Origin of the sequence: Deinococcus sp. Leaf326, from assembly GCF_001424185.1 — a bacterium.
Taxonomy (GTDB): domain Bacteria; phylum Deinococcota; class Deinococci; order Deinococcales; family Deinococcaceae; genus Deinococcus.
Map to the genome: position 1 here is coordinate 84,751 of NZ_LMOM01000002.1, position 26,753 is coordinate 111,503.

Sequence of the window (26,753 nt, forward strand, 5' to 3'; positions counted from 1 at the left end):
GGGAAAGTGAAGAAGGGCGTTTCAATCCTCGGCCCACCCGAAGGCAGGCCGTGACGGCCCATTTTTGACCATCCGCCTTATAGCCCTTAGTTTCAATCCTCGGCCCACCCGAAGGCAGGCCGTGACTCCGGCGCGCAGTGACGCTGTGGACCAACCCTGGTGTTTCAATCCTCGGCCCACCCGAAGGCAGGCCGTGACCTTGGGGCCGTAGGTGTAGGTGTGGCCCTCGACGTTTCAATCCTCGGCCCACCCGAAGGCAGGCCGTGACCAGTTGGTCGGGGGTGAGGCGGCTGACAGGGGTGTTTCAATCCTCGGCCCACCCGAAGGCAGGCCGTGACGTCGATCCGCCGTTGGAAGCAAAAGACGCAGGTTTGTTTCAATCCTCGGCCCACCCGAAGGCAGGCCGTGACGGTGCTGACCGGCCACGTGGTGCCGCCGTCCGCGTGGGAGTTTCAATCCTCGGCCCACCCGAAGGCAGGCCGTGACACCGCGTGCGGGGCGTTGGCGCCAGCGCTGCTGATGTTTCAATCCTCGGCCCACCCGAAGGCAGGCCGTGACTTCGACCAGCTACTCCGGGGCCATGTGCACTGGGTTGTTTCAATCCTCGGCCCACCCGAAGGCAGGCCGTGACCAACAGTCAAGGTTAATTTCAAGGAGGCAGGACATGTTTCAATCCTCGGCCCACCCGAAGGCAGGCCGTGACCAATGGTTCTCGGAGATGCGCTACGGGATGGGCGTGTTTCAATCCTCGGCCCACCCGAAGGCAGGCCGTGACGAGGGGCAGGGGAAGACTGGCCTCATCGCCGTGTTTCAATCCTCGGCCCACCCGAAGGCAGGCCGTGACATGGCTACGCGGTGCGCCTCCCGCCCGAACAGCTAGTTTCAATCCTCGGCCCACCCGAAGGCAGGCCGTGACGCGCAGCCTCACCGAGACCGGCCTGGTCACCTTCGTTTCAATCCTCGGCCCACCCGAAGGCAGGCCGTGACGCAGTCACCAGCTCGTACCGGGTCGGGAGAATTTTGTTTCAATCCTCGGCCCACCCGAAGGCAGGCCGTGACGTGAGCGCATGGCAGAAGGTTTTGGTAGCTAAGGTTTCAATCCTCGGCCCACCCGAAGGCAGGCCGTGACGCGTCGAACCCTGACACGAGCGCCCCTTCGGTCTTGTTTCAATCCTCGGCCCACCCGAAGGCAGGCCGTGACGCAGGCGGCACCGTGAACACGGGCGACTACTGGCATGTTTCAATCCTCGGCCCACCCGAAGGCAGGCCGTGACGCGCCGCGCCCGCTCCAGCGCATTCCCGATCTGGTTTCAATCCTCGGCCCACCCGAAGGCAGGCCGTGACACAGCAGGTCGAACAGTTGACGAACACGTGTGTTGTTTCAATCCTCGGCCCACCCGAAGGCAGGCCGTGACGTTTCGGATCAAAATGGGCGGCCACGCGCCGTATGTTTCAATCCTCGGCCCACCCGAAGGCAGGCCGTGACCAGACCATTCAGGACATTTCCAGCTATGCCGACGTTTCAATCCTCGGCCCACCCGAAGGCAGGCCGTGACTCATTTACCAATCCGACTAAACAGGATTCCCAGAAGTTTCAATCCTCGGCCCACCCGAAGGCAGGCCGTGACGGGCATCCAGGGGCTTGTTCAGCCCTACCAGCATGTTTCAATCCTCGGCCCACCCGAAGGCAGGCCGTGACATGCGGTGTGCCCAGGTCATTGCTTCTTGGCTTGTTTCAATCCTCGGCCCACCCGAAGGCAGGCCGTGACGTCAGTCACAAGACACCGACTCCGAAAGCAAGGTTTCAATCCTCGGCCCACCCGAAGGCAGGCCGTGACGCCAACTTCTCGGGCAGGTATTCCTCCCCGCGCCAGTTTCAATCCTCGGCCCACCCGAAGGCAGGCCATGACTGGACATGTTCAGTCATCTGCCGGAAAACCCACTGGTTTCAATCCTCGGCCCACCCGAAGGCAGGCCGTGACTCGCCGTAGTCGTTCGTCTTTGTCCCCCAGCAGTGTTTCAATCCTCGGCCCACCCGAAGGCAGGCCGTGACATTCCGCTGAAGATAACTGGCACTGCCTGCGGGGGGAGGTTTCAATCCTCGGCCCACCCGAAGGCAGGCCGTGACTCCCGGACGTGATTGACGGCCTCTACACCCCGGAGGTTTCAATCCTCGGCCCACCCGAAGGCAGGCCGTGACGTCGAAAGGGTACGGCGTTCCGGGCCTACAACGCCTGGTTTCAATCCTCGGCCCACCCGAAGGCAGGCCGTGACTAGAGGGCAGCAGGAGGCGCACCACGGGGGCGGGCAGGTTTCAATCCTCGGCCCACCCGAAGGCAGGCCGTGACGCACCGACACGATTGTCGGCGCGCGAATCAAAGTTTCAATCCTCGGCCCACCCGAAGGCAGGCCGTGACCTGATGGGGACGGTTTTAGTGATTGTGTGGAATTTGTTTCAATCCTCGGCCCACCCGAAGGCAGGCCGTGACGCGCAGGCGCACGAACGCGCCGTACCCGGTGGGCGTGTTTCAATCCTCGGCCCACCCGAAGGCAGGCCGTGACAGTTGCCAGAGGTCAAGGTCACGAGCTTCACCACAGTTTCAATCCTCGGCCCACCCGAAGGCAGGCCGTGACATGCTCCGGCAGGCTGACGGCCAACCCGCCCAGGTGTTTCAATCCTCGGCCCACCCGAAGGCAGGCCGTGACGCCGGTCGGTAAGAGCATGACGGTGCCAGTCGGTCGTTTCAATCCTCGGCCCACCCGAAGGCAGGCCGTGACTTGATAGGCCAGCGGCTCACGCCTCAGCTCGCCGTTTCAATCCTCGGCCCACCCGAAGGCAGGCCGTGACACGTTTGTTGGCGCTCAGATGACTCAGGAGACGTGTTTCAATCCTCGGCCCACCCGAAGGCAGGCCGTGACGGGTCGTCTTAGGTTCAGGGGGCAGGGTCAGCATGTTTCAATCCTCGGCCCACCCGAAGGCAGGCCGTGACCCGCCTGCGTGCCCGGATCAGCGTGATGACCAACGAGGTTTCAATCCTCGGCCCACCCGAAGGCAGGCCGTGACCCCAGCTCGAACACGCCCGGCCGCCCCATATCCCAGTTTCAATCCTCGGCCCACCCGAAGGCAGGCCGTGACGGCAACAGCACTAGGAGCGTGGCGAGAATTGCCTTGTTTCAATCCTCGGCCCACCCGAAGGCAGGCCGTGACCTGTGATGTGCGCATCTGGAACCCCGATCGTTGGGTTTCAATCCTCGGCCCACCCGAAGGCAGGCCGTGACGCCGGCTGCTTCTCCCCTCTGCTTGAAAACAGTAGTTTCAATCCTCGGCCCACCCGAAGGCAGGCCGTGACGGGACATGCAGGGCTCGAGATGCACGGGCCTACCGCTGTTTCAATCCTCGGCCCACCCGAAGGCAGGCCGTGACGCCGCCTATATGCTGGCGCAGGTCGGCGAAGAAGTTTCAATCCTCGGCCCACCCGAAGGCAGGCCGTGACCGCGGCGCAGGCGGGGGTACGGGTGGCCGCCAAGGTTTCAATCCTCGGCCCACCCGAAGGCAGGCCGTGACCCCCGAAGGCCTGGGCGAGCGCCTGCGTACCGTTGTTTCAATCCTCGGCCCACCCGAAGGCAGGCCGTGACCAGGGCCAGCCCCTACCGCCTCCCAGCCCTCCGCAGTTTCAATCCTCGGCCCACCCGAAGGCAGGCCGTGACCGGCCATCTGATTGGTAGGGCGGTGCTAGGAAGGTGTTTCAATCCTCGGCCCACCCGAAGGCAGGCCGTGACGAGTCACGGCGGGCACGGATAGCGAGCGCCGAGGTGTTTCAATCCTCGGCCCACCCGAAGGCAGGCCGTGACGAGCTTGCAGGACTACCTGCACTAACACGCCAAGTTTCAATCCTCGGCCCACCCGAAGGCAGGCCGTGACCCGCGCCGCAGTCCTCACAGAGCAATACCCAGGTGTTTCAATCCTCGGCCCACCCGAAGGCAGGCCGTGACTCCGGTGATCGCGTGGCCGGCGCTCTGTGGGCCGTTTCAATCCTCGGCCCACCCGAAGGCAGGCCGTGACGTGTCCGCCGCCGCCGCCGCCATGATGCTCCAAAGTTTCAATCCTCGGCCCACCCGAAGGCAGGCCGTGACCTCGCGCTGGGCAGTATCGCCGCAGTGCAGGGGGGGTTTCAATCCTCGGCCCACCCGAAGGCAGGCCGTGACGCGCGCGGTACGGCCCACAGCATCTCTCAGCATCGGTTTCAATCCTCGGCCCACCCGAAGGCAGGCCGTGACATCAGAGCGACGGCAGAGGCCCCACGAGTCCGAGTTTCAATCCTCGGCCCACCCGAAGGCAGGCCGTGACCTTGCGCTCGTGGATCTTCCGGCCGCAGACCTCGCAGTTTCAATCCTCGGCCCACCCGAAGGCAGGCCGTGACTGGATATGACCCAGATCATCGGCGTGATCACCAAGGGTTTCAATCCTCGGCCCACCCGAAGGCAGGCCGTGACCAGCCGCCACGAAACGCTCCGGGGCCGGCTCGGGTTTCAATCCTCGGCCCACCCGAAGGCAGGCCGTGACTCGGGGGGCGCTGACACCTTCTGGACTCTAGTGAAAGTTTCAATCCTCGGCCCACCCGAAGGCAGGCCGTGACATCGCTGCCCGGCTGAAAATCACCTGTCAGATTGTTTCAATCCTCGGCCCACCCGAAGGCAGGCCGTGACGCCGTGACATGCGGCGATTGTCGCGCATCAGACGTGTTTCAATCCTCGGCCCACCCGAAGGCAGGCCGTGACCGGGCCAGGCATTGCTCATGGTGTATCTCCTGTGCTGTTTCAATCCTCGGCCCACCCGAAGGCAGGCCGTGACGAGGTGGGCCAGCACCTTCTCCTGCACCTCCTCCAGTTTCAATCCTCGGCCCACCCGAAGGCAGGCCGTGACGTAATGACACCCTGTAACCAGCCAACAAGCCGCGAGTTTCAATCCTCGGCCCACCCGAAGGCAGGCCGTGACGCGGCGCTCAGGAAGCCGTCGCCAATGTGCGGCGCGTTTCAATCCTCGGCCCACCCGAAGGCAGGCCGTGACTCGGACTTGCTGCTGACGCCGCTTCGAAGCTCAAGTTTCAATCCTCGGCCCACCCGAAGGCAGGCCGTGACTCCGGCTTTGACGGAGTGAATCTCGTGATCGGCGCGGTTTCAATCCTCGGCCCACCCGAAGGCAGGCCGTGACGCGGGCCGCCCACGAGCGCGACTTGGCCGCGCAGGTTTCAATCCTCGGCCCACCCGAAGGCAGGCCGTGACAAGTTGCCCGTCTTAGGCAGCTCGGGAATCTTGGGGTTTCAATCCTCGGCCCACCCGAAGGCAGGCCGTGACGCCCTGATTAATGGCTGCACTGCCATTGTCAACGCTGTTTCAATCCTCGGCCCACCCGAAGGCAGGCCGTGACTCGGGCAACTTGGTAGCGGTGGCTGTCGAGGTCGGTTTCAATCCTCGGCCCACCCGAAGGCAGGCCGTGACTTGTCCTCGCCTGCCTGCTGCTCTATGTAGGTCTTGTTTCAATCCTCGGCCCACCCGAAGGCAGGCCGTGACCGGAGGCCTGGGGGGTAGCCGTGCTTGATCCGGAGTTTCAATCCTCGGCCCACCCGAAGGCAGGCCGTGACGTCAGCCTGGTCGACACGCCGGCCCTTGCCGGTGACGTTTCAATCCTCGGCCCACCCGAAGGCAGGCCGTGACGTGGGTAGATCCCGGCACCAGTTGTGCGCCGTGCCGTTTCAATCCTCGGCCCACCCGAAGGCAGGCCGTGACTACCGGATCTTCACCTGAAATGGCTTCCCTTCATTCGTTTCAATCCTCGGCCCACCCGAAGGCAGGCCGTGACGGCGGCGTGTAAGTCGGAAGGAGCAAGGTCAGACCGTTTCAATCCTCGGCCCACCCGAAGGCAGGCCGTGACAGTTATGGTACTCGAGCCGTACTGAGACGACGTTTACAGCCCATATTCTGCGAACCTACTGTGAACCACTTCAACTTCTAGGCATTCCTTTCTTTATGTTGTCATGCAACGCGTCCCAGACGCTTTCCTGGGACAACGCGAACCCCCCGGCATCTGTCCGTCGCGGGGGGTTCGCACAAGAGACGACCTACAGGATCAGTGCGTCAGTAAAGTCCACATACTGGTCACGTCCGAACGCCTCCACAAATTTCTCACGGGGCTGACGCAGACGATAGATACGGATACTATCCTCCATCGGATTCAGAATGTCGAGCAATTTTCCACGCAGCGTCAGAAGCTGGACGTCAGTCACGCTGACCTCAAAAACGCTGTTCTGCACGCGCTGACCGTGTGAGGTACATACCTTTGCCACGCGACGCAGACGCCGGCGGCCGCTTTCAGTTGTCGTTCCGACGTCGTAGCAGATCAGCAGATCAATCATCGATGTAGGTAAGGCGGATAATGAGGCCGATCGCCACGCAAATGCTGAGCCAGCAGACGCGCCTGGACGTGTGGCACGAGTCCCAGCGGCGTCTTGCGGGCAGTCAACGGATGCGTGACTTCCTCCTTACGGCGCTCAGACAAATGCGCCAGGATCAGTTTGCGGCCATCCTCCCGGATGGTCACCGTGTTGCCCTCATGGTGCACGAAATCGCGTGGGGTGAGCTGCTGGCGGTTGATGAGCGTCACTATCGCTCGATCGGCGACCACCGGGCGCAATTCCTCCATCAGATCCAGTGCTAGGCTGTTGCGTCCTGGCCGAAGTGCGTGCAAGAAGCCCACCTGTGGGTCAAGGCCCACTGACTGACATGCGCTTGCGCAGTCGTTCGCCAACACGGTATAGACGAAGTTCAGAGTCGCGTTGATCGCGTCACGCGCTGGACGGCGGCTGCGCTCAGTTAGCCTGAAGAAGTTGCGGTTGGCTTTCAGCATCAGCGAAAAGACCTCCCAGTAGGCGCGGGCCGCTGTCCCCTCGATACCACGCACCTCGTCCATCGTCTGCGCGAGGGGTAAGAGGGCAACCTGGGTGTTGATGTCGCGAGCAGCTTGCCGAAGGAGGAGTGGATCATTACTCTGCGCTTCACGAGCGGAGCGCATGAGCATCATTTTCTGATTCTGAAGTTTGCCTGCTGCTATGTATCTGGCGACCTCTAACGTGCGCTTCTCATCACAAGCGCAGCCGTGCTGAGCGACACGTAGTAAGACATTGCCGCTGATGGGAGTTTCAGTACGTGCCATGAAACGACCAGACTCAGTCAGCCAGGTCACAGGTTTGTGCTCACGGGCCAGACGGTGAATCAGGAACGGCGAGAGTAGTACATTCCCAAATACCGTTACCCCTTCAACGTGGTGCAGCGGAATCATGGCCTTGCGTTCTCGCTCAACCTCCACGCGGATGTTGTCGGTGTCCAGGTGCAGGTAGGTGCCCTGCGTCTGGATGTACAGAGTGTTCAGGAGTTGTCTCATGCCTCCTCCAGGGCCGTGCTGAACGGGTCGTAGCCACGCGGAAAGTTGCGGGCCGCGAAGGGCTCGCACTCGTCGTACAGACTGCACAACTGGCAGCGATTATCGGCGGCAGGTGGAGGCAACACACGCACCCGCAGTAGCTCACGCACGCCGTCACGGGCGTCCAGCACGGACTGCCGCAACTCAGGTGTGAAGGCCACTACCCGCCGTTTATGACTCGCCGCGTGATAGATGAACCCTTCGGGAATGGTCACTCCGAACATCTCCTCCAGGCATAGGGCCTGGGCACAGAGTTGTACCTCGTCAGCCAGCAGGGGCTTGACCTTGCCCGATTTGTACTCGACCGGGCGCGGCGAGCCGTCCGGTAGCAGTTCCACCACGTCCGCCACTCCAGTCAGGCCGTACCGTTGCGAGATTAGGGGCAACGCACGCAGTGTTCGCATCCCTCCGCGTTCCTCTGTGCCGCCAGCATGGGCGCGGTCGTGGTTCTGCTGGCCTCTGACCGTGTAGACATTTTCCGCCCACGTCTGTTCAACATGGATCAGGGCACAGCGGCGCGGACAGAATGTGTAGTGCTGGAGCGCCGAGAGCATAATCTCCTCGTCCATAGACACCTCGGAGTGAAAAGAACAGAAGGCTATTCCACCAATCGCGTCAGGGTCACGCCCTCAGGCAAGACGCTTTCATCGATGGTCAGCTCGTAGTCCTCATAGGTGCGGGGCACGGTCACCTCTCCCCTACGCTGCACCTTCACCCGGCCCAGAAGCTTGTGGGCCGGCGCATTACCTAGCGGCGAACTATGACTAAAAACGTATAGCCCCCGACAGGCGGTCAGGCCACGAGAAGCACTGCGGTCGAGGTCCCACATGTTCTCCAGCGCCTGCCAGAGCACCTGCAGGTCAGTGTCATCGAAGCCCGTCAGCTTGCCAAACGAAGGCACGTAGAAGCCATGCGCCACATATAAACCGTAAGGGATGTACGCCTTGCGGCCCATCGTGCCGCTGCGGGCGGTTTCATCCTCGGCAGCCTGCTTGGGGTCGGGCTTGGTCAAGGCCACCCGCGTGATCGCCGCATCCAAACCCAAAATTGGATCGGCGCTGCGAGCAAAGGTGAGCTGCACTGGGCCGCGCACCTGCCCGGCGTTGACCTCGGTGCTCATCACGGCCCCGAACGTACGGACATCGAAAAAATTGGCGCACATCCACTGCCGGGCTTCGTTCACATCCTTCTGGTTGGCCTTCTTGGGATCTTTACCCAGTGCCGTATATGCCCGCCCATGCTGGTTGTTCAGGATTGCGCCCTGCTGCACGTAGATCTTGAATCGTTCTTCCTGACCACGCAAGGCGTCCACGTAGTTGCGAATCTTGCGTTTGAGAGCCACGTCGGTCACGATGCCCAAGCCCGTCTCGGGGTCGACACGCGGTAAGTTGCCGGCGTCCGGATCGCCGTTGGGGTTGCCGTTGGTAACATCGAATAGCAGAACGAACTCATGGCGGTTGGCAGCATTCAGGTGGGCGGCGTCGGGCATCAGTTGGCTCCTTCCAGAAGGGTGGGGTGGGGGGCAGGTGTTGAGGCTTTGGCGGCTTCCCGCTCTTTCTTGGCAGCGCTGCGCTCGCGGATACCAGCGCTGATCTCAGCCCTCTGGTGGTAGTAACCCAGGGCGAACAGCGCCTGCTGCGGCGTGGTGAGCGGTTTGGCCGGGATGTCACGCAGTCGCGTCATTACGTCTTCCAGCTCGCGCTGCTTGGCGAAATATGCGCCCTCGTTGTCCTTGCGGAGCTTTTGCAGGTGAGCCTGTGACCCCTGGATCAGCCGCCCCACCACCGCGTAGGGCGTGGTGCTCATTGCGCCGTAAAAGCGGTCGACCAGGGTTGTATTCGCCTTCATGACACTGCTCTGGATATCGTCCAGCACGGCCAGCAGGCGGCCCAGGTGATAGGCGGGTTCAGGGCGACTCGTATCCAGGGCTTCCAGGTGATCATCCTGCATTCCGTACTCCTTGCGTGAGAGCAGCACCATCTTGGTCAAGACGGCGCGGGGGCGGGTGACGCGGTTTGTGTCGGCACGGCTTCGCGCTGCCAGACGGACCAGAAACACACTAGGGAGAGGCTGACCACTCAGGGCAAATTGCATCAGTGCATCCACGTCTGGGGCAATGTGGGCCTTGCTGGGGTCGCGGTACATCGCCCCAACCAGGGCGTAGAGATCGAAAGTCTCGTGGTCGGGGAACTTGCTGTCCTCAGGATTGATGGGCGCGAGCGATTGCGCCCCGAAGTAGTCGGCCAGATGGTTGACCGCGTCTTGCACGGTGCTGCTCAGGTGGGTTCGTACAGCGATTCGGCTGCCACTGGGAGTAAACCCTGCTGCATAGAAGGCTGCGCCTGCTTTGAGGGTGGGCAACTGTCCGGTCAAAAGGCTCCACAGCGACTGCCGGACTTCCTCAGTGCGGGCCTGCTTCTCACGCTTTTTCGCTGCGCCGTATTTGCTGAGTCCGGTGGGCGGTTCCTTCAGGCTTTTGCTTACCAGTGGCACAGCCCCCTCGCCTGTCCAGAAGGCGTAGGTCACACCGCCCAGCTTCAGAGACGTGTTCGGGTCGGCCAGCAGGCGGTTCAGGCCACGCGCGTATTCCTCGGCCACCTCCAGCCGCACTGGGGCGATATTCGATGCCCTCAGTCCGTACGACTCAAATGCCTGCGCGTTGGCGCTAATGAAGTTCATGCCCGCCATCTGCCCGCCCAAAATGCCCTTGATCTTGACCGGTTCTATTCGCATCACGGGGCCAAACTTGCCTGTGATGAGACATTCCGCCTGCAGAGCCTCATCGTCTGTAAACTGCTCCGCCCAGAACTGCCTCACACGGGTCAGGTCCAGCGGGTACTCACCCTCGACAGCGAAAGTCACGTTAGTGTCCGGCGCAAAATCGGGATAGGCAGCCAGATGTTCTGCCCGGAACGTTTCGAGATCATAGCCGTCCAGAAACGTGGCGACGGCCCGCACGCTCGGCTCGTCTGTGGCCTCGGCGGCGGCCAGTACCAGCGCCCGGAACGCTTCATGCCGTCCTAACGTGTTCTTGTCACCCTCTTTGCGAGCTAGGCCCAGCACGTATTCGGCGTTGTCCATCAGCAGCTTAGCCTTCGTGGCAGCGCGTACCAGCTCCGGCGCGGCCATCGGCAATCCCAGATCCTTGCCCTTCGTCTTACCGCTGCTGCGCGGCTGCACATCCCTGACCGTACCGTCTGCCTTGAGATTTACGACCCAACGTACAGGCTGCATGGCGTACATGAAGGGCAGGGCGTCGTCTGCCGGGACGGCCTCGATGCCGCTGGAAACAGACTTTTTTCCCTCCTTGCGCATCCGCAGCTCATACTCGCGCAGCTGGTAAAGCAGGCTCATGCGTCCATCTCCCCGTACAGTTGCCTGGGTACGTCTAACACCCCCTTTCCTGTCAGTACAGCATCGAAGAACCGTGGCGTAGCGCTGCCATCCACCCAACGTCCTCCCGCAGTGTCATGCTGGCGGTACTTCACGCGGCCCTTCTTGCCCTCACGAAACTCTAGGTCGAAGAGCATGCGGCCTAAGCTGAGCAGCCCCGCCCGCTCCGCGTACTCGCCGCCCAATTGCCGCACCACGTTAGCAGGTTGCTCATCCCCTTCTGGCAGTGAGAAGAATGCAGTGAACTCCCGGTTGCCCAAATAAGGCTGAGCGAACGCTTGCCCCTTTTCGGCGCGGCGCCGGAACATGGCCTCATATTTGGCAAGGGGATCACTGGTATGAGGCCGCAGCACCATGTCGGCCTTAATGACGTAACTCACGTCCCGCAGAATCAGCGCGTGCCGCTGCGAACGGTCGTCCTCAGCATTGAAACCGCCGCCGTCCTTGGCCCAGCCACGCGCCGAACGCTCGGAGGCTAACGTATTCACCTCGTTGCGCAGGATGCTATGTCGCTGTACCGGCTTCAGCACCATGATCTGCCGCACCCGCCACTCAAATTCCGGCTTCCAGAACACTGCCTCCAGCACGCCTCGGGCCGCCGAGGGAGTCATCACGTCATAAGAGACGCGCTCAGCCTTGTTTTCGGGGCGGGTGAAGCAGGCGTAATCACTCCAGACCTTCAGCTCTAGCACATGGATTCCTCCCAGTGGATTGCTTCACAGACTCGTAAACACGTCATCGTTCCCCTCCGCCACAATCCCCAACTTGTCGTGATACTTCGCTGTCTCGGGCCATTCCCAGATTATGGGGAGTTCCATGCCCAAGTAGCTGGCGCGGCGCACTAACTCCGGCACAGGGGCCAGCAGATGTCCTAGCTTCTCGGCCTGATGCTGGTACACACTGACCGTGAACTGTTGCAGGGCGCGCCACGCCTCCTGCCGCTCAGGCTTGCTGCGACTGCGCTCAATGGTGACGAGCAGAGCGTCCACCTTCGCCTTGTCGTACCCTCGCACGATAATGGGCACGGTGTCGCCATCAATCATGCGGTAGGCGTCAGCCACCTGCCCAAAATACAGGCCTGCGTGCGCCCTGAAAAACTCCATCTGACCGTCAGCCACGCGAACCTCTGGTGCAGTACGGACGTTTCGGTACACCTGCCGGAAATATGGGGTGAACACGGCGGGATGGTGCAGGTTCGCGTTCTCGCGCAGTTCGGTGCTCGCCAGCCGTTCGCGCACCTCATAATCGCCTCTGGGCAGCTTGTGGGCCTCCGGCACGAATACGACGACATGACCCATTGCCAGCCTCCCCTCACGATTGCATCGCCCGGCGGCCTGCACAATGGCCTCCAGTGGCCCCATCGCCCGGTAGACACGGGGAAAATCCACATCTATCCCGGCCTCGATAAGCTGGGTGGACACCACGCGGCAGGGCAGCCCCGCTTTCAACCGAGCCCGGATAGCGTCCAGCTCCCGTTTGCGGTGCGCGGGTACCAGATTGGTTGAGAGGTGGAAGGTCGCCTCGTCCTCGCCAAGCAGGGTATAGAGGTCGTGCGCCTGCGCGCGCATGTTCACGATGCATAACACCTGCTCATACCCCTTCAGTTCGGCGGCGAGATCGGCCCAAGGGGTTGGCTCGGCGATACGGAAATCGTACTCCACGCGCTGGAGCTGGTCGAAGTAGTGCGCCGCCTCCGGCACAAGGTCACGGATGCCTGCCAGCGACGGAAAGCCCAGTGACTCGTCCAGCGCGGGCTGCGTGGCCGTGCACAGCACCACGCTGCATCCGGCGTAGTTCACCAGAAATTGGAGCGCGTCCAGCGTGGGCCTCAGTAGGTGTGCAGGCAAGCTCTGCGCCTCGTCCAGCACGATTACACTGCCCGACACGTTGTGCAGTCGCCGCAGTTGCGCAGTGCGCGTGCCGTACAGCGCCTCCTGGAAGAGCCGCACGGTGGTAGTCACGATCACGGGCGCGTCCCAATTCTCTGTGGCGAGGTCGGGGGCGGTGGTCTGGCGCTCCCGACCTTCTCGTTCTGGTACTTCCAGGTTGCTGTGGTGCTCCAGCACTTTAAACTCGCCAGGCCTCTCCAACACGTCCCGGAAGACCTTCGCTGTCTGGTCGATGATAGTCGTGAACGGCACAGCGTAGATCACCCGCCGTAGTCCGTGCTTCTGCGCGTGAGCGAGCGCGAAGGCCAGCGAGGCGAGCGTCTTGCCGCCCCCGGTGGGCATAGTCAGGCGAAAGAAGCCCGGGGTGTCCCCGGCGTGCGACAGGGCTGAGGCGTACATCTCACGGCGCAATACGTTGATGGGCTGAGGGTTGACGGCATCTTGAGCGGCTTTCTTCGCCTGCTCGGTCTCCAGACGGATCAGTAGCTCAGCCATCTCCTGCGGCGCGGCGCGGTGTAGCTCGCGTAGTTCCGCCTTGCCAGGGCTACCGTGAGCCTCTGTATCCAGGCGGTCGGCATCTACCAGGGCCCCCAGTAGAAAACGGATTAGGAATGCGCGTTCGGTGCCGTTCAGGGGCAGGTCGGGCAACTCAGTAGATAGCAGCTCAGCCAGTTCGGGGGTGTCCTGCACAGCAAGGTCCACCAGCGCCTCCACTTCGGCCAGTTCGGTTTCGTTCATCCGCCCGTTTAGGGTGTCCACGTCCCGCAGTCGCCCGTGGTGGTTGGCGATCACGAAAGGCAACTCGTTCCCGACCTCACGGTCGGAGTCCAGACAATGCTGGATGAATCGCGCTCCCGCGTCGCTGTGGGATACGGGCCGCTCACCCAGGGTCTTATCCTCGCGCTCTTCATATGGGTGCCAGTTCAGGCGGTACATCTGGAAGTCGTCGCGGTATTTGCCAAGATCGTGCAACAAACCTGTGAGACGCGCATAAACAGTCAGATGCGCGATATTCGAACTCAAGTAGCGAAGATGATGTTCAGTGAAACGGGCTACCCCTTCCGAGTGAGATCTGAGAGTTTGCCAAGTGGGATTTTCTTGGCTGGGACTGTGACCCATATAGAGACTCATAGGCTTGGCACCCCCATACGAATCCATCCTAAAGAGGCATGTCTGATAAATCTGCTCATTTGTGGTACGGGGGTGCATACCACATCTCTGGCCGCAGCCCCCCGAAACTCATCAGTTGGCAGGCACATCAGAGCTATTTGGGTTCAAGCCCAACCATTCGGGTCCATCCAGCGGCCGCGCGATGATGCCAGATATTAGCAGTTAAAGACGTCCAGCACACACAATCCTTACGTCTAAGACACACCTGTTTGCCCGCGCACAGAGCAAACATAGACTCATGAACGAAGCGAACGCCGCTATCCTCGAAGCTCAGTACAACGCCTACAGCACGGCCCTCTGGCACCGCCTGCCCGACACCCGCAGCCAGATGCCCGCCTTTCTGGACAGCCTGCCTCAGCGCGACCGGCACGCGCTGGTGCTGGAGGTCTTCGACGGTCAGGTCTGCAATGGCGGCTTCTCGCAGTGGGAGGGCAACGGCTACCTCGCGGAGGATCAGGACACCCTGCTGCTGGCCCTCCCCCGCCTCAAGGCCAGCGTGCAGGGCGAGGACGCGACCGTGGTCGCCTTGGTCGAGGAGCTGGCCGGTCTGGCGATCCGCCACGTCGCCAACTGCGACGATCCCCGGCACCTGAACGACGAGGAGTACGAGTATCTCGGCGGGCTGGACGACCGCTACTACACGGTGAATGAGCGCTTCCGGACCATCTACCAGGGCTACTTCCTGGCCTGGGCCTGAGCCGAGGGGGATATGCTCCAGCTCTCCCCTATTCCTTCTACTCGGCGCTGCACAGGGAACGAAGGAGGGGTACATGACGTGAGCAGCTCACACAGCGGAGAGGGCCACTTACTGCCGTACCCCAATAGCAACAGAAAAGAGTGGGAGAGGCCGAGCATCTACGCCCGGCCTCTCCCACCTGTCACCTGCTGCCTTTAGCTCTGAGGAAGCTGGAGGCGAATCTGACTGGGCTGGGTCGACGAGCAGAACCCATGGCCAGAAGTGATGGTGTACATCTTCTTGTCCGCAGAGGGCGTCGCCGTGCCCTTCTGCCGCTGATCCCAACCATTGCTGGAAAAGCTAGTCGCCGTAGTGTTGAAGATGAATGGGGTATAGGTCAGATCCACCATCGCCACTGCCGTGAGAGCCTCATCTTCTGGGCGGCACTGACCGGCCACGCCCAGCGTGATGCTGGGGGGCGGGCCAGCCTGGTCGTTGCGCACTCCATCGCGGACCAGGAACCCGGTGCTGCTGGTATAGGTCACGTCATTGGGGTTGACGATCAGGGTGCTGGGATCGATCTTCACCCGGGTGAAGGTGGTGGTCTGCTTACCATCGAGCTTGGCGCCCGTATCACCGGACTGCTGCGAATCGGTGTAGTCGACAACCGATTGCGTATTGTTCTGGGTGCCAAGATTCAGGTAATCGAGCGGCGTGTTGCCTGCCGCCATATCGCGGCAGAACAGCTTATAGGACTTGGTAATGTCCTGGTCGATGAAGACGGTGTAGTCCTGATCGGTGTACTGCTTGTACAGGCTCTGCTGATCGCCGCAACTCGTAGGAAGTTTGGCAGTGATGTCAGGAAGGGCACTCAATGCGGCCGTAAGTACTTGGTACGTAGGCAGTGGGCCGTAGCTCGCCTCAGCTCCCGCTTCGGCGCCGCTGCTGGAAACGGAGCTTGGGACGCAGGTGGTGATGTCCTGGTTGCAAGCAACGATGGCAGCATTGATCCCAAGTTTCCAGCTGGGGGCACTAGCGATAGCTCCTGCTACAGCGCTTCGAGCAGCGGGATCATAAATGGCTGGGTTGAGCGCAATCACCTTCGCGCTCCCAAGAAGGTTCTCCACCAGATTGCCGCGCACGACCAGAGAAGTCAGTTCGGCCGAACCCGCATTGATCGCCGCGACCGACTTGGTATCGGGGGGACCAAAGAAGTTGACGTACGCATTGAACGTCGCCGACTTGACGCAGCTCTTGAGTGCGTTCACGTCGGCGCAGGTAGTCAGAACTTTATCGGCGTATTTCTGCGCGTCATCAATCAGAGTATTGAGATCAGTGCTCGGAATCCCAGGAATAGCGGTCTGGAAGGTACTGACCTTGAGTGTCGATGTGCTGGCGAGCGATTGCATCTTCTTACTGAAATCCGCTGAGATCTCAAATGGCCCGGAGGAAGCCGAGAGTTTAGCGGAGATGCTTTCCTTCTGGGCCTTGCTGTAGGTCGTGAAGTTGAAGAAAGCTGCGTAGCGTCCACCGAGCGTGAACGTGTTCAGGAAGTAGTCACCGCACGACTCTTTGAAAGCCTTGTAATCGGTGTCGTACAGCTTCTGCATGGCATCGGTCAGAACCGGCTTGGTCTGGGTGTCGTACAGCGAGTAATTCTGCCCCACAGCATCGGCTTTGAGAAGAACGCCGACGCTGTAGCTGTTGGTGTCCTGACTTTGCGCGAACTGAGCACTCGCGCTGACTTTGGTCACCCCAGAGTTGTAGGACGCCTTGCCGCCAACATCCAAGGAGTCCGAGAGATCCGATTTGCTCTCAATCTTGGTCAGGCTGAAAGACTGCTGCAACCTGGAAGGTGTAGCCAGCGTCGGTTCAGCTTGGGGTTTCAGGCAACTGGTAGTGCCAAGGAAGCCGCCGGTCGTCGAATCGTATCCGCTGGCAAACTGCATCCCATCGATAAAGCTCAAGCTCACCGCAGGAGACGAAGTCAGTAGGCCGCCTCCAGGCTGTTGGCCCGTTGAGGGAGCAGGAACGGCGGTATTGGAGCAGGCGGTGAGACTGGCAGCCAGGAGCAGAAGAGAAACGGAGTGAGATCTGGACATGCGAGGTACCCCTTGAGCTGGTGAGGAATAGCGGCATCTGCCGGAGTTGAAGTTCTAAATTAGAAAAGTATGAAACAGATATGATGTACCACCGGTGAACTCACGGGGTTCTGACAGATATGAATGAAGAGCCTGAATCAGCCCCCTGCTCTCTCTATCCTAGAAAGACGCCGAAATGACTTTCGGGGAAGGGCTGCATCACAGGCGGTCGCGTTTAAACGCCCGAAGTAGTCACTGGTTAAGCGATCTGCATATGACGCTTCGTGAGGATCGTACCGGTACGAAAGACACTCCTCTGGCCTGAATCATACCGGTACGATCCAGTGCTTCCTCACTTCGGCCGAGCCAGTTCGTGCCGGTACGATTTGGGTTATCGTACCGGTATGATCACGCTCACAGTGTTCAATCACGCCGGCGGTGCGGGCAAAACCAGTCTCGCCCGCGACGTCGGCTACGAGCTCGCGCGCAGCGGTCAGCGCGTGCTGCTGATCGACCTCGATCCCCAGGCCAACCTCACCGGCTGGCTGGGCGTGGACGGGGTTGAGATCGACCAGACTATCTACCCGGTCGCGGTGGACGGCGCGCCGCTGCCCAAGCCGGTTCAGGTTCACGGCCTGTCTCTGATCCCCGCGCATGTGGACCTCGCATCGGCTGAGGCGCAGATGCTCGGCCAAGTCGGGTCCATCCTGTTTCTGAAGCAAGCGCTCGTTGCCGTGGCTGATCAGTACGACGTGGTCCTGATTGACAGCCCACCCAGCCTTGGGCAGCTTGCCACTCTGGGCGCCCTGTCGGCCGACCGCCTGATCGTGCCGATGCCCACCCGTCAGAAAGGCCTGGACGCTCTACCCGGCCTGAACCGGGCGATGGGGATGTACCACCGGCTGCGCCCGGAGTTGCGCGTGGCGCTCTACGTGCCCACCATGCATGACGCCCGACGACTCCATGACCGCGAGGTTCTGGAGCAGCTGCGCGGTCACCTCAGCCCGATGTCGGATCCGGTCCCCCAGCGGGAGGCTGTATGGCTGGACAGCACCACGGCTGGGCAACCTGTAGGCGTCTATGCCCCACGGAGCCCAGTACATGCTGACGTGGTCCGGTTGACCCAGGCCATTGCCCGGGCAACGGGGCTGCCCTACGAGGTGACGGCGTGACCCGCAAGCGCCCGACCAACCCGCGCGGTGACATCAACGACCTGCTCGGTGCCTCGGCGCAGCTTGCCCGCGCTCCTCAATCTGGCCATACCCTCGCTGTGGCTGAACTGCGCCCGGGCGCACACCAGCCCCGCCGCGTATTCGATGAAGCAGGGCTCGCCGACCTGGCTCGCAGCATCAACGAGCAGGGCGTGCTGCAGCCACTGCTGGTGCGCCCGGCGGACGGTGGGCACGAGATCGTGGCTGGCGAGCGCCGCTGGCGGGCCGCGCAGCTCGCTGGCCTGAACGAGGTACCCGTGATCATCCGTGAAATGACCGACCGCGAAGCGCAGGCGGCCGCCCTGGTCGAGAACCTGCAGCGGGAGAACCTGAACGTCATCGATGAGGTGGACGGGAAGCTCGATCTGATCGGTCTGGCCCTGGGCCTGTCCCGCGAGGAAGCCCGTGCCCGCCTCATCCAGCTGCTCAAGGAGGAGCCAGGTGATGACCACGCGGCCCTCGACACCCTGTTCGGGCCGCTACGCGAAACCTGGGCGTCGTTCGCCAAGAACAAGATTCGCATCCTGAACTGGCCTCCGGCTGTGGTCGAGGCGATGCGTCAGGGGTTGCCCTACACCCACGCGGCCGTGATTGTCTCAGCTCCGGACGAGCATCAGGCCCGTCTGATCGCGCTGGCGGCTGAAGGCAAGTCCCGCTCGGAACTGCGTGACGAGGTCGAGGGACTCAAGGCGGCCACATCTAAAGGCAAGCCGCCGATGCACCGCGTCCTTCAGGTGGGTAAGGGCTTGGGCAGCCGCCGCCTGCTGGCCCGGCTGGAACCGGCTGACCTCAAGGCTCTTGACCGCTGGCTGGACAAGATGCCGCCCGGCGTCCGGGCCATTCTCGAGGGTGAAAACGCCGAATGATCCGCCGCCCTTCGGGGCGGTTTTCTACGTTCTGCACACACAATCCCCACGTCTTTGACACACCTGCTCGGCTCCGGACAGAGCGAACATAGACCCATGCACGAAGAAGCGACCGTCCGCAACACCAGCCCCTTCCACACCATCGACTTTGCCACTGTGAGCGTGGGCGACGACTGGATGCCCCACCACGCCGTTGAAATTGCTGACGAGGACGGGGCGACCAGCCAGCTCCGCGTCCACCCCGGCGTCTCCGCCGCGCTGCGCCGCGCCGCTCTGCTCCAGCCCTCCGGCCTGTGCAGCCGCCTCCGGGTGGACGTCCACGAAGGCGGCGAGCACGTCGGTCTGGAAAGCGTCGGGGTCTACTGGGAAGGCTGAGCCCCTCCGCCNCGGCCTGTGCAGCCGCCTCCGGGTGGACGTCCACGAAGGCGGCGAGCACGTCGGTCTGGAAAGCGTCGGGGTCTACTGGGAAGGCTGAGCCCCTCCGCTCCGGCCCCCGCCTCCAGGCGGGGCTTTTTTTGCCGTTCCGCACACACAATCCGCACGTCTGCCGCACACCACCCGGCCCGCAAACGGAGCGAACATCACCCTATGAACGCCGCCGAACAGCTCAGCCCCGAAGCCCAGAACCGCCTCGACCGCCTCGTGCGCGCCACGCAGCCGGAGATGATCCGCCCCTCGGGTGCTGCCCGCCTCGGCGCCGGCCACCCCAAGCGCCTCTACCGCCGCCTCCGAGCCGCCTGGTGGGCGACCCACGAGCTCCTCTCCGACTTCAGCTTCGAGAAGAAGTTCGCGTCCAGCGACGTGATCGCGGCGGTCCGCAACCACGAGCGCGCTCAGAGCCTGCTCGCCCAGGCCCGCCGGCTGCCCCGGACCTATCTCGGGGCGAAGGCCCGCGCCCAGGCCCAAGACAACGCCGACGTGGCACTGGAGGTGGTGGCGCTGCTCGCCAACGAGGCCAACCGCGCCCCGGCCCTGAACGGCCGCTGACCCCTCCGCTCGCCGCGCCCCTCCGGGGGCTTTTTTTGGCTGTCCTGCACACACAATCCGCACGTCTTAGACACACCATCCGGCCCCCAAACAGAGCGAACATGACGCCATGAAGAACTACTCCAGCCTGCTCGAAATGCTCACCGACCTCGCCGCCGAAGGCCTCACCTCGGTCTCCCTGAACGGGGTGTCCGGTTTTTCCCTGGAGGGCGAGTACCGCGCCTACGAGGTGCGCTGGGGCAACTGCGAACTGGCGGTGCTCGACCACGCCGAGGGGTGGATGCAACTGGGCTACGCTGCCCACCCCAGTGGCCTCCCCACTCCGCCCGCTGGCGCCTACTTCGGGCACCTGCCGCAGGCCTTCTCGCTGGCTGAGGCCCAGGCCCTGCGCGCCGAGTACAGCCTCTACCACCCCCACGTGATCGTCCTGGGAGACGCTGAGCGCGAGCAGTACTGGATCGTGACCGAGGCCGAAGCCACCCGTCTCGCTGCTGCCGGATACGATCAGCACGCCGACTGAACCACAGCGCCTAACAGCAAAGCCACTAACGGCTCATTAACGCTCCGCGCTTTATCTTCAGCCTGAGTCCCTGGAGCTCCGATCAGACGCGCCCCAGGGAAATAAGCAGGTGAGCTCCAGCATTGCCTCTGACTGACTCTCTACCCCTCGAGGTCCCTATGTCCCTACCGTCCAAATCAGTTGTCCCCGCCCACATCTCGTCTCCCCAGCAGGCGTACACCCCGCCCCAACTCACCCCCCTGGGGAAATGGACTGCCGTCACTCTGATCACAAGCATTCCCATGGGACCTGGTTCCAACATGTTCAACTCGGATTCCAGCTGGAACAAGTTCTGATGCGCAGCGTTCCAGGCCCTGGAGTGAGCCCCACCCGCCTCGTTCTGCTCACCGGTATCCTCGCCCTCACCGCCTGTTCCTCCACCCCGACCCCGAGTGCAGTTGCGCCCGTGGCCACCCCACCCACCCAGGCCGCCCCCAAACTCGGCCTTGTCGAGATCGAGTTCAGGGGCGTCGGCACGCAGCTCCAGGCCCGGGCACTCCAGCCCCTCACCTCGCAAGCGCTCACGGATACCGACCGCCCCTGCGTGGTCATCGGGTCCAGCCTGTCACAGAGTACGGTTGACCTCGGCGGCAAGCGCTATATGCAGGCCACTTTCCCCGTCACCAACAACTGCGCGACCAGTCTGCAGAACCTGACCTACGTCGCTGTGCGGCGTCTCGGCACCAACGCCACACTGGGTGACTCGGCCATTACCTCCATGAAAACCTTCGGTGCCACCGACGCCGCCGTCGCGATCGCCACACAGATCCTGCCTACCCAGCCCGTCTACGTCTCCCGCAACACGATCAAGGTGGATCAGGCTACCGCCTCCCTCCAGGTCTTCGACGAGACGACGGGCGGTGAACTCGCCACCTTGCAGGCTCAGGTGGACGCGAGCCGGACCACCTATGACCTGCTGCCGTACGGATTCGTCACCACGACCAGCAGTGGCGGCCGGGTGATCCCTGTGGGAGAGACCGGGCAGGTGACCTTCGCGCTCTCGGTGCCGCTACAGGCCAGCGCCGCGCAGGACGTGTTCAGCTTCAGGATGCTGGCCAATGCGACGACGAACAGCGTCACGACCGTCACCCAGGGACTCGAAGAGCAGGACGTAGCGGGGAAGGCGGCCGTCGAAGCGCGCGCGGCGGCGTTGTCCGGGTCGGAGATTCGCACCCTGCTCGGCCCCACACTAACACCTGAGAATCTCGCGCTGAACAGCTCCGCCGTGTGCCGGGTCCGAACGGCTGGACCGAAGGACGCCCCTACCGCAACACTCGTGAACGCCCAGGGGACCTTGACCGTCAGCCCTCCGAAGACGCCATTGATCGTCGGTGGGACGCAGCTTCAGCCGATCCCGACGCTCACGGTCAACGGGAAAGCGTTTAGGACGGGACTTGTCATACAGTCGCTTAGCCCGGCCAGCCTGAGCGTGACCAACAACCTGGTGCATCCGGTGCCGTCGTTTCCCCTGACGCGGCAGAGCGGAACGGTCCGGCTCAGCACTTGCCAGCAGACCGCTGACGTTGTGATGAGGACCTCGCCCGTCGTTTCCCTGAGCGCTGGGGGCTATCACACTTTGGCGGTGAAGCCGGACGGCACCGTGGTTGCCTGGGGTCAGAACACCTACGGCCAGACGAATGTGCCGGCGGGGCTCAGCGGTGTGGTGGCTGTTTCTGCAGGAACCTTCCATAGCCTGGCGCTGAAGTCGGATGGCACGGTCGTGGCCTGGGGTCAGAACACCAACGGCCAGACAAACGTGCCGGCGGGACTCAGCGGTGTGGTCGCCATCTCTGCGGCGAATAGTACGAACTGGGCGCTGAAAGCGGACGGAACGGCCTTCTTCTGGGGGGGGTATGCGCCAGATGGGCTTAATGCTCTGAGTGACGCAGTCTCTATTTCAGCAGGATCCAGTCACGAGCTCATCTTGAAAGCCGATGGGACGATCAACACTTCAGGCAGTAACAGTTATGGCCAGCGGACTGTGCCGGCCGGACTAAACAGTGTGATCAATGTTGCGAGCGGGAATATGCATAGTGTGGCCTTGCGAGCGGATGGCAGGGTGTTTGCCTGGGGGCGAAACACCAGTGGTCAGACGAGTGTGCCTGCAGGTGCATTGAGCGGTGTGGTCATGATTGCGGCAGGAGGGGAACACACTGTGGCCCTGAACTCGGACGGCAAGGTCTTTGACTGGGGGGACAGTCAGGCGTCTGTCCCTTTTGGGACGGTTTTGAGCGGTGTGGTAGCTATCTCGACTGGGATGTATCACAGCGTGGCGCTGAACCCGGACGGCACGGTGTACGCCTGGGGCCGGAATGCCGAAGGGCAGCTCAACATGCCTGCGAACCTGAAGGTCATGCTGCCCTAACTGGCCTGCGCCGGCTTGGGCACCTCGGAACTGGGGACGCCTGCCTCGTTCGGTATGAATCGTCTTCTCCCGCTCCCAAGTGTTTGACCTGAGGGGAGCCAAGCTTTGAAGAAGATCTACTTCAAAGCTTGGCCCCGCTCCACCTGCTGCCGCCCTTCCGGGGGCGGTTTTTCGTGGCTGCCGAACAGGGGAGAGCCACACACGATTCACGGGGGGAACGCCGTTTTTCTACGCCCAGCACAGTGTTTTTCCGCACAGAATGAACACACCTGTTTGCCGGGAAACAGAGCAAAACTGACGTCATGAACGAAGCCATGAACGCCCTCGCCGAAGCCGTCACCGCCGCCGAAGAAGCCCTCGAAGCCGCCAAGGCTGGCCGCTGGGCCGAAGCCCGCACCCTGCTGGGCATCATGGACAGCGCCCTGGAACGCGGCGAAGGTGGCAACGCCACGCACGCCTCGCGCCGCCGCAAGATCCTGCGCCTCGAGGCCGAGGTCCACGAAGCCCTCAAGGCCGAGCCGGTGGCCGAGGTTGTCCCCGCCGAAGCCCCTGCCCAGCCCGAAGTCGCGGCCGAGCAGCCCGCCCTCGAATTCACCGGGTCGGAAGCCGCCCCGGAAGTCCTGAAGGTCACCCCCGCCGCCGAGCCCGAACTGCCCGCCGCCGAAGTGGACGCCCCTGCCGAAGTGGCCCTGCTTGCCCCTGAGCTGCCCGTGGCGGACCTGGAGAGCGAGAAAGCTCCCACTGCCTCGGGGGCCGCTCCTGCCCCCGTACAGCCCGACGCCGCCCCGGTCGCCGCCAAGGCCCCCCGCAACGTGGCCCCCCCCAAGGAGCTCACCGCCGAGGCCTGGAACCGGGTCGGCACCGCCCTGCGCCTCCAGGGCATGGACGCCGCCGAGCGCGCCGCCGCGCTGCCTGACCTCCAGGTCGCGCTGAACGAGGCCAAGATCGCCCGCAATACCCACGGCACGAAGGTGGCCGAAGCTGCCCTGCTCCAGGCCCGCGTGGACGTGGCCGCCCTTGAGGGGGACGTGGACGGCGCGAACGCCGCCTGGGACCGCCTGTTCAACGTCACCACCGGCCTGCGCGGAGCGGCCCAGAAGCTCCAGCGTGCCGGGACGCCCGACGCCGCGAAGACTGCCGCCTACGAGCAGGCCCGGCAGTTCAACCTGCGGGTCAGCGCCTGGGGCCGGGGCGTGAACGCTGCCTGAACCACCTACGGGGCCAAGCCCGCTTCACTCGACGCTGCCCCGAACCAGAAGCAGACTGAGCGTGTACTCGGTCGTGCTCCCCGTGTCCCAGGACGAGGCCTCCGTGAGCAACTCCACCAGTCGCCGTTTCAACATCCGCGCCTGTGGCTCCCCCAATCGTAGGGCCGTCACGGTGAGCATCAGGGGCTCGTCTCCTTCCAGAAGATCCCGGGCTGGTCCCCGCCGGTCACCCACCTCCAGATTGCTGTAGACCTCCCCCTGAGAGAGCCAGAAGCCCCAGACCGGGTGATATTCCTGCAACTGACGGGCCGCGAATCCGGCGAACTTGTTCATGCGCGGTCCCAGCTGCGCCGCCCAGAAACTCTCAAGCGTTTCCGCTGCGGTCACCTCGTACGGGATGAACCAGGTCGGGAAGACCCGGTAACGCTTGACCGGCCGTCCCGAGCGGGCCTCCACCCGTTCTACGACCGCAATCTCTTCACGGTGGAGTTTCATCAGGAGATACGACGCCCGGGCCAGCGGCACCTTCAGCTCACGGGCGACTTCCCCCGCACTCCGCGCCTCCTGCATCAGGTACTGGAGCAATGGGCGGAGTTCGGGCTGAAGCAGCAGGGTCGCCTGCCCCGCTGAAGCCACCTGATGCACGGTCATGCCCACAGTCTAGAAACGCACTACCTGAAAAAGCGACTGTTTCTTCCGGTAGCCCCCTTCCCACACTGACGCCATGACCTCCGCACTCTGGAACCGCAGCTTCATCATCTGGCTCGTCGGCGCGGCGCAGTCTCAGTTCGGCACGGCCCTAGCCGGCCTTGCCCTGAGTTTCCTCGTGCTGCATCAGACAGGCTCTGCCCAGCAGATGGCCCTGACCCTGGCCTGCACGCTGATCCCCAACCTGCTCATGCCTTTTGCTGGTGTCCTCGTCGACCGCTTCCCCCTGAAGTGGCCCCTGATCGGTGCTGACCTCCTGCGGGGTGCGCTGCAGTTGACTGTGGGCGGTCTGGCATTAGCCTGGGGAGACGTGCCCCTCTGGGTGGTCAATGTGGCTGCGCTGTTGACGGGACTGGCTGGAACCTTCGCGAGCCCCGCGAGCGGCGCAGCTGTCCCTACCCTGGTTGCCCCTGAAGCCCTGGCCCGCGCCAACGGCCTCCTGAGCAGTGCCAGCCGGGGCGCCTGGCTCTTGGGGACGCTCTGCGGGGGTTGGATCGTGGCCCAGTGGTCGCCCGCCGTGGCCATCATCGGCGACGGACTGAGTTTCCTGCTCATGGCCGCCCTGATGGGCTGGGTGCGACTGCCTCGTCAAGTCGAATCTCGGGAAGCGCCCCTCGACTTCTGGGGCGACCTGCGGGGCGGGATACAGCTGATGAGCCGCTCCCACATGCTCATCCTGACGCCGGTCGTCGCCCTGTTGCTCAATGCCAGTCTGGCACCCGTCACCGCCATCCTCCCCAAGCTCTTCGAGCGTCTGGGAGCTCAGGCCACCGGGTATGCCACCTTTCTGGCCTTGGAGAGTCTGGGCATGCTGTCTGCGGGGATGCTACTGGTTGCAGTAGGAAACCGCTTCGCTCCGCAAAAGATCATTACGGCCGGGCTGCTGCTGACGGCAGGAGCCTATGCAGTGATGTGGTCATGCCCAGTGGCCGGCGTGCTTTGGCCCAGCGCGGCCGTGTTGGGCTTCGGATTCGGGCTGGGCAACATTCCTTTCCAGACGCTGTTACAGCAGTTGGTGCCTCAGCACTTCCTGGGGCGGGTCTTCAGTGTTCTGGGGATGGTTTCGAGTGTAGGAATGCCGCTGAGCCTCTTGCTGGTTTCCCCATGGCTGGATCGCCTCCCCCTAGCGCTGTGGTTTGGAGTAGCGGCTCTGGCGCAGGGAGTTGGAGGGCTGATCTGGCTCTGGGCCATGCGGGCGGAAGGGCGCAAGCAGGAGAGAGCCGCTCTGATCTGAACGTCTTGAAACAGCCGGCGTGTCCAGGTGCACCCTGATCTGATCATCCGCCCAGTCCTCCGGGACGCGGGCGGTTTTCTACGTCGAGCACACACAAAGCGCACGTTTTAGACACACCATATCGCCACCAAACAGAGCAAACATCACCCTATGTACTTCGCCACCCTGAACCACCTCAACTACCTCCTCGCCCAGTTCCTGCCCGCCGCGCTGCCCCTGACCCTCACGGTCGACGGCGTGCGCCACCAGGCCTTCGAGCTCACGGTCGACGGCGACGTGCTGGTCGTCAGCGACCTCGGGCCGGTGGCCGACGCCCCCCTGCGCGCCGGCGATCTGGCCGAGGTCCTGCGCGGCAGCTTCGGGCACCTGCCGGGCACCACCCAGCTCGTGGTCGAGGTGCCCGGGCGCGGCCGCGTGCCCCTGATGGAGGACGTCTGGCCGGTCATCGAGGCGGTGGGCTCGGAGCGCGCCTACCCCGCCCGCTTGCGCTGCGCCTAGTCGGGGTCGGGCCGCTTCCGGGCGGCCTGTATTTCACCCCCGTAGTGGGTCGGAAAATACCCGCCCCTTACCCGCCGATGCCGACGCCCAGGGCGTCCCTCCGAACCGCCGTTTTCCCGAGGGAGACCCGAATGCACTACTTCGCGCTCGCCAAGCCCACGCCCAACGCTTTTTGTGCCGCCAAGGAGGGCGAGCCCCTCCGCGGGGCCACCGTCACCACCGAGGGGCGACTGACCCGCCACTACCTCATTGGGGCGGTGAGCCACCGGGCAGCCGATTACGCCCTGGTCGTCGATCTGCCCCTGACGCGGGACGAGGTCGAGGCCGCGCTCACCCGCAGTCTCCATGACGTCTTCCCTGAGTGGGGCCCGGACCCGGAGGACCTGGCCGAGATTCGGGAGCTGCTCGATCTGGCCGCCGAGTGGCCGGTG

At 63.1% G+C, this 26,753-nt stretch carries 20 protein-coding genes and 1 CRISPR repeat array (1 of these 21 running past the window's edge); of the genes, 11 read left to right on the forward strand and 9 right to left on the reverse strand.

The annotated features are described in order from the left end of the window. A CRISPR array of direct repeats spans positions 1–5,932; the repeat unit is 37 nt; unit sequence GTTTCAATCCTCGGCCCACCCGAAGGCAGGCCGTGAC (it extends 982 nt beyond the left edge of the window). 187 nt (positions 5,933–6,119) lie between these two features. The 7 genes from cas2 to ASF71_RS04320 are packed head-to-tail and all read right to left on the reverse strand — an operon-like array spanning position 6,120 to position 13,968. Continuing rightward, entirely contained in the window at positions 6,120–6,413 is a 294-nt protein-coding gene (cas2, locus tag ASF71_RS04290) for a CRISPR-associated endonuclease Cas2 (RefSeq protein ID WP_082505511.1), read from the reverse strand. Beyond that, on the reverse strand, positions 6,410–7,438 hold the full coding sequence (gene cas1c, locus ASF71_RS04295) for a type I-C CRISPR-associated endonuclease Cas1c (RefSeq protein ID WP_056295568.1): 1,029 nt from the start codon (positions 7,436–7,438) through the stop codon (positions 6,410–6,412). The genes cas2 and cas1c overlap by 4 nt, the downstream gene beginning before the upstream one ends. Beyond that, a complete protein-coding gene (gene cas4, locus ASF71_RS04300; protein ID WP_056295570.1) occupies positions 7,435–8,046 on the reverse strand; it encodes a CRISPR-associated protein Cas4 in 612 nt (203 codons plus the stop codon). The genes cas1c and cas4 overlap by 4 nt, the downstream gene beginning before the upstream one ends. A gap of 29 nt (positions 8,047–8,075) precedes the next feature. After that, complete coding sequence (gene cas7c / locus ASF71_RS04305; protein ID WP_056295573.1) at positions 8,076–8,966, reverse strand: type I-C CRISPR-associated protein Cas7/Csd2; 891 nt, start codon at positions 8,964–8,966, stop codon at positions 8,076–8,078. After that, a complete protein-coding gene (gene cas8c / locus ASF71_RS04310; RefSeq protein WP_056295576.1) occupies positions 8,966–10,831 on the reverse strand; it encodes a type I-C CRISPR-associated protein Cas8c/Csd1 in 1,866 nt (621 codons plus the stop codon). The genes cas7c and cas8c overlap by 1 nt, the downstream gene beginning before the upstream one ends. Continuing rightward, complete coding sequence (gene cas5c, locus ASF71_RS04315; RefSeq protein ID WP_056295579.1) at positions 10,828–11,562, reverse strand: type I-C CRISPR-associated protein Cas5c; 735 nt, start codon at positions 11,560–11,562, stop codon at positions 10,828–10,830. The genes cas8c and cas5c overlap by 4 nt, the downstream gene beginning before the upstream one ends. A 24-nt stretch (positions 11,563–11,586) precedes the next feature. Continuing rightward, positions 11,587–13,968 carry a CRISPR-associated endonuclease Cas3'' gene (locus ASF71_RS04320; protein ID WP_082505513.1) on the reverse strand — a complete coding sequence of 794 codons (2,382 nt, stop codon included), beginning with the start codon at positions 13,966–13,968 and terminating at the stop codon, positions 11,587–11,589. A gap of 199 nt (positions 13,969–14,167) precedes the next feature. Between ASF71_RS04320 and ASF71_RS04325 the strand changes: the two genes are divergently transcribed. Beyond that, positions 14,168–14,626: a DUF4375 domain-containing protein gene (locus tag ASF71_RS04325; RefSeq protein WP_056295588.1), complete on the forward strand. Its 459-nt coding sequence runs from the start codon at positions 14,168–14,170 to the stop codon at positions 14,624–14,626. Positions 14,627–14,820: 194 nt separating this feature from the next. Here the strand turns inward: ASF71_RS04325 and ASF71_RS04330 are convergent, their stop codons facing one another. Further along, positions 14,821–16,572, reverse strand: a complete 1,752-nt coding sequence (locus ASF71_RS04330; RefSeq protein ID WP_162243080.1) for a GON domain-containing protein — start codon at positions 16,570–16,572, stop codon at positions 14,821–14,823. A gap of 518 nt (positions 16,573–17,090) precedes the next feature. On the opposite strand from ASF71_RS04330, the gene ASF71_RS04335 reads away from it, so the two are divergent. The 7 genes from ASF71_RS04335 to ASF71_RS04365 all read left to right on the forward strand — a co-directional run bounded on the left by ASF71_RS04335 (position 17,091) and on the right by ASF71_RS04365 (position 23,882). Further along, complete coding sequence (locus ASF71_RS04335) at positions 17,091–17,858, forward strand: ParA family protein (protein ID WP_056295594.1); 768 nt, start codon at positions 17,091–17,093, stop codon at positions 17,856–17,858. After that, on the forward strand, positions 17,855–18,763 hold the full coding sequence (locus ASF71_RS04340; RefSeq protein WP_056295596.1) for a ParB/RepB/Spo0J family partition protein: 909 nt from the start codon (positions 17,855–17,857) through the stop codon (positions 18,761–18,763). The genes ASF71_RS04335 and ASF71_RS04340 overlap by 4 nt, the downstream gene beginning before the upstream one ends. A gap of 96 nt (positions 18,764–18,859) precedes the next feature. Beyond that, complete coding sequence (locus tag ASF71_RS04345; RefSeq protein ID WP_056295599.1) at positions 18,860–19,138, forward strand: hypothetical protein; 279 nt, start codon at positions 18,860–18,862, stop codon at positions 19,136–19,138. Between the two features lie 213 nt (positions 19,139–19,351). Continuing rightward, the gene (locus ASF71_RS04350; RefSeq protein WP_056295604.1) at positions 19,352–19,750 is read left to right on the forward strand and encodes a hypothetical protein; all 399 of its coding nucleotides are present in this window, start codon (positions 19,352–19,354) and stop codon (positions 19,748–19,750) included. Positions 19,751–19,859: 109 nt separating this feature from the next. Next, complete coding sequence (locus ASF71_RS04355) at positions 19,860–20,270, forward strand: hypothetical protein (protein WP_056295607.1); 411 nt, start codon at positions 19,860–19,862, stop codon at positions 20,268–20,270. Positions 20,271–20,715: 445 nt separating this feature from the next. After that, complete coding sequence (locus ASF71_RS04360) at positions 20,716–22,674, forward strand: hypothetical protein (RefSeq protein WP_156372606.1); 1,959 nt, start codon at positions 20,716–20,718, stop codon at positions 22,672–22,674. 302 nt (positions 22,675–22,976) lie between these two features. Continuing rightward, on the forward strand, positions 22,977–23,882 hold the full coding sequence (locus tag ASF71_RS04365; RefSeq protein ID WP_056295614.1) for a hypothetical protein: 906 nt from the start codon (positions 22,977–22,979) through the stop codon (positions 23,880–23,882). 24 nt (positions 23,883–23,906) lie between these two features. Here the strand turns inward: ASF71_RS04365 and ASF71_RS04370 are convergent, their stop codons facing one another. Further along, entirely contained in the window at positions 23,907–24,533 is a 627-nt protein-coding gene (locus tag ASF71_RS04370; RefSeq protein ID WP_056295619.1) for a hypothetical protein, read from the reverse strand. Between the two features lie 73 nt (positions 24,534–24,606). On the opposite strand from ASF71_RS04370, the gene ASF71_RS04375 reads away from it, so the two are divergent. From ASF71_RS04375 to ASF71_RS04385, 3 genes are all read left to right on the forward strand, one after another. Continuing rightward, the gene (locus tag ASF71_RS04375) at positions 24,607–25,824 is read left to right on the forward strand and encodes an MFS transporter (RefSeq protein WP_056295623.1); all 1,218 of its coding nucleotides are present in this window, start codon (positions 24,607–24,609) and stop codon (positions 25,822–25,824) included. 150 nt (positions 25,825–25,974) lie between these two features. Beyond that, a complete protein-coding gene (locus ASF71_RS04380; RefSeq protein WP_056295626.1) occupies positions 25,975–26,322 on the forward strand; it encodes a hypothetical protein in 348 nt (115 codons plus the stop codon). A gap of 131 nt (positions 26,323–26,453) precedes the next feature. Further along, the coding region (locus tag ASF71_RS04385; protein WP_156372607.1) for a hypothetical protein at positions 26,454–26,753 on the forward strand (300 nt) is incomplete at its 3' end.

Coding starts and splice junctions, on each gene's coding strand:
- cas2 (WP_082505511.1), bottom strand. CDS start 6,413: ATGATTGATCTGCTGATCTGCTACGACGTCGGAACGACAACTGAAAGC.
- cas1c (WP_056295568.1), bottom strand. CDS start 7,438: ATGAGACAACTCCTGAACACTCTGTACATCCAGACGCAGGGCACCTAC.
- cas4 (WP_056295570.1), bottom strand. CDS start 8,046: ATGGACGAGGAGATTATGCTCTCGGCGCTCCAGCACTACACATTCTGT.
- cas7c (WP_056295573.1), bottom strand. CDS start 8,966: ATGCCCGACGCCGCCCACCTGAATGCTGCCAACCGCCATGAGTTCGTT.
- cas8c (WP_056295576.1), bottom strand. CDS start 10,831: ATGAGCCTGCTTTACCAGCTGCGCGAGTATGAGCTGCGGATGCGCAAG.
- ASF71_RS04320 (WP_082505513.1), bottom strand. CDS start 13,968: ATGCACCCCCGTACCACAAATGAGCAGATTTATCAGACATGCCTCTTT.
- ASF71_RS04325 (WP_056295588.1), top strand. CDS start 14,168: ATGAACGAAGCGAACGCCGCTATCCTCGAAGCTCAGTACAACGCCTAC.
- ASF71_RS04335 (WP_056295594.1), top strand. CDS start 17,091: ATGATCACGCTCACAGTGTTCAATCACGCCGGCGGTGCGGGCAAAACC.
- ASF71_RS04345 (WP_056295599.1), top strand. CDS start 18,860: ATGCACGAAGAAGCGACCGTCCGCAACACCAGCCCCTTCCACACCATC.
- ASF71_RS04350 (WP_056295604.1), top strand. CDS start 19,352: ATGAACGCCGCCGAACAGCTCAGCCCCGAAGCCCAGAACCGCCTCGAC.
- ASF71_RS04355 (WP_056295607.1), top strand. CDS start 19,860: ATGAAGAACTACTCCAGCCTGCTCGAAATGCTCACCGACCTCGCCGCC.
- ASF71_RS04365 (WP_056295614.1), top strand. CDS start 22,977: ATGAACGAAGCCATGAACGCCCTCGCCGAAGCCGTCACCGCCGCCGAA.
- ASF71_RS04370 (WP_056295619.1), bottom strand. CDS start 24,533: ATGACCGTGCATCAGGTGGCTTCAGCGGGGCAGGCGACCCTGCTGCTT.
- ASF71_RS04375 (WP_056295623.1), top strand. CDS start 24,607: ATGACCTCCGCACTCTGGAACCGCAGCTTCATCATCTGGCTCGTCGGC.
- ASF71_RS04380 (WP_056295626.1), top strand. CDS start 25,975: ATGTACTTCGCCACCCTGAACCACCTCAACTACCTCCTCGCCCAGTTC.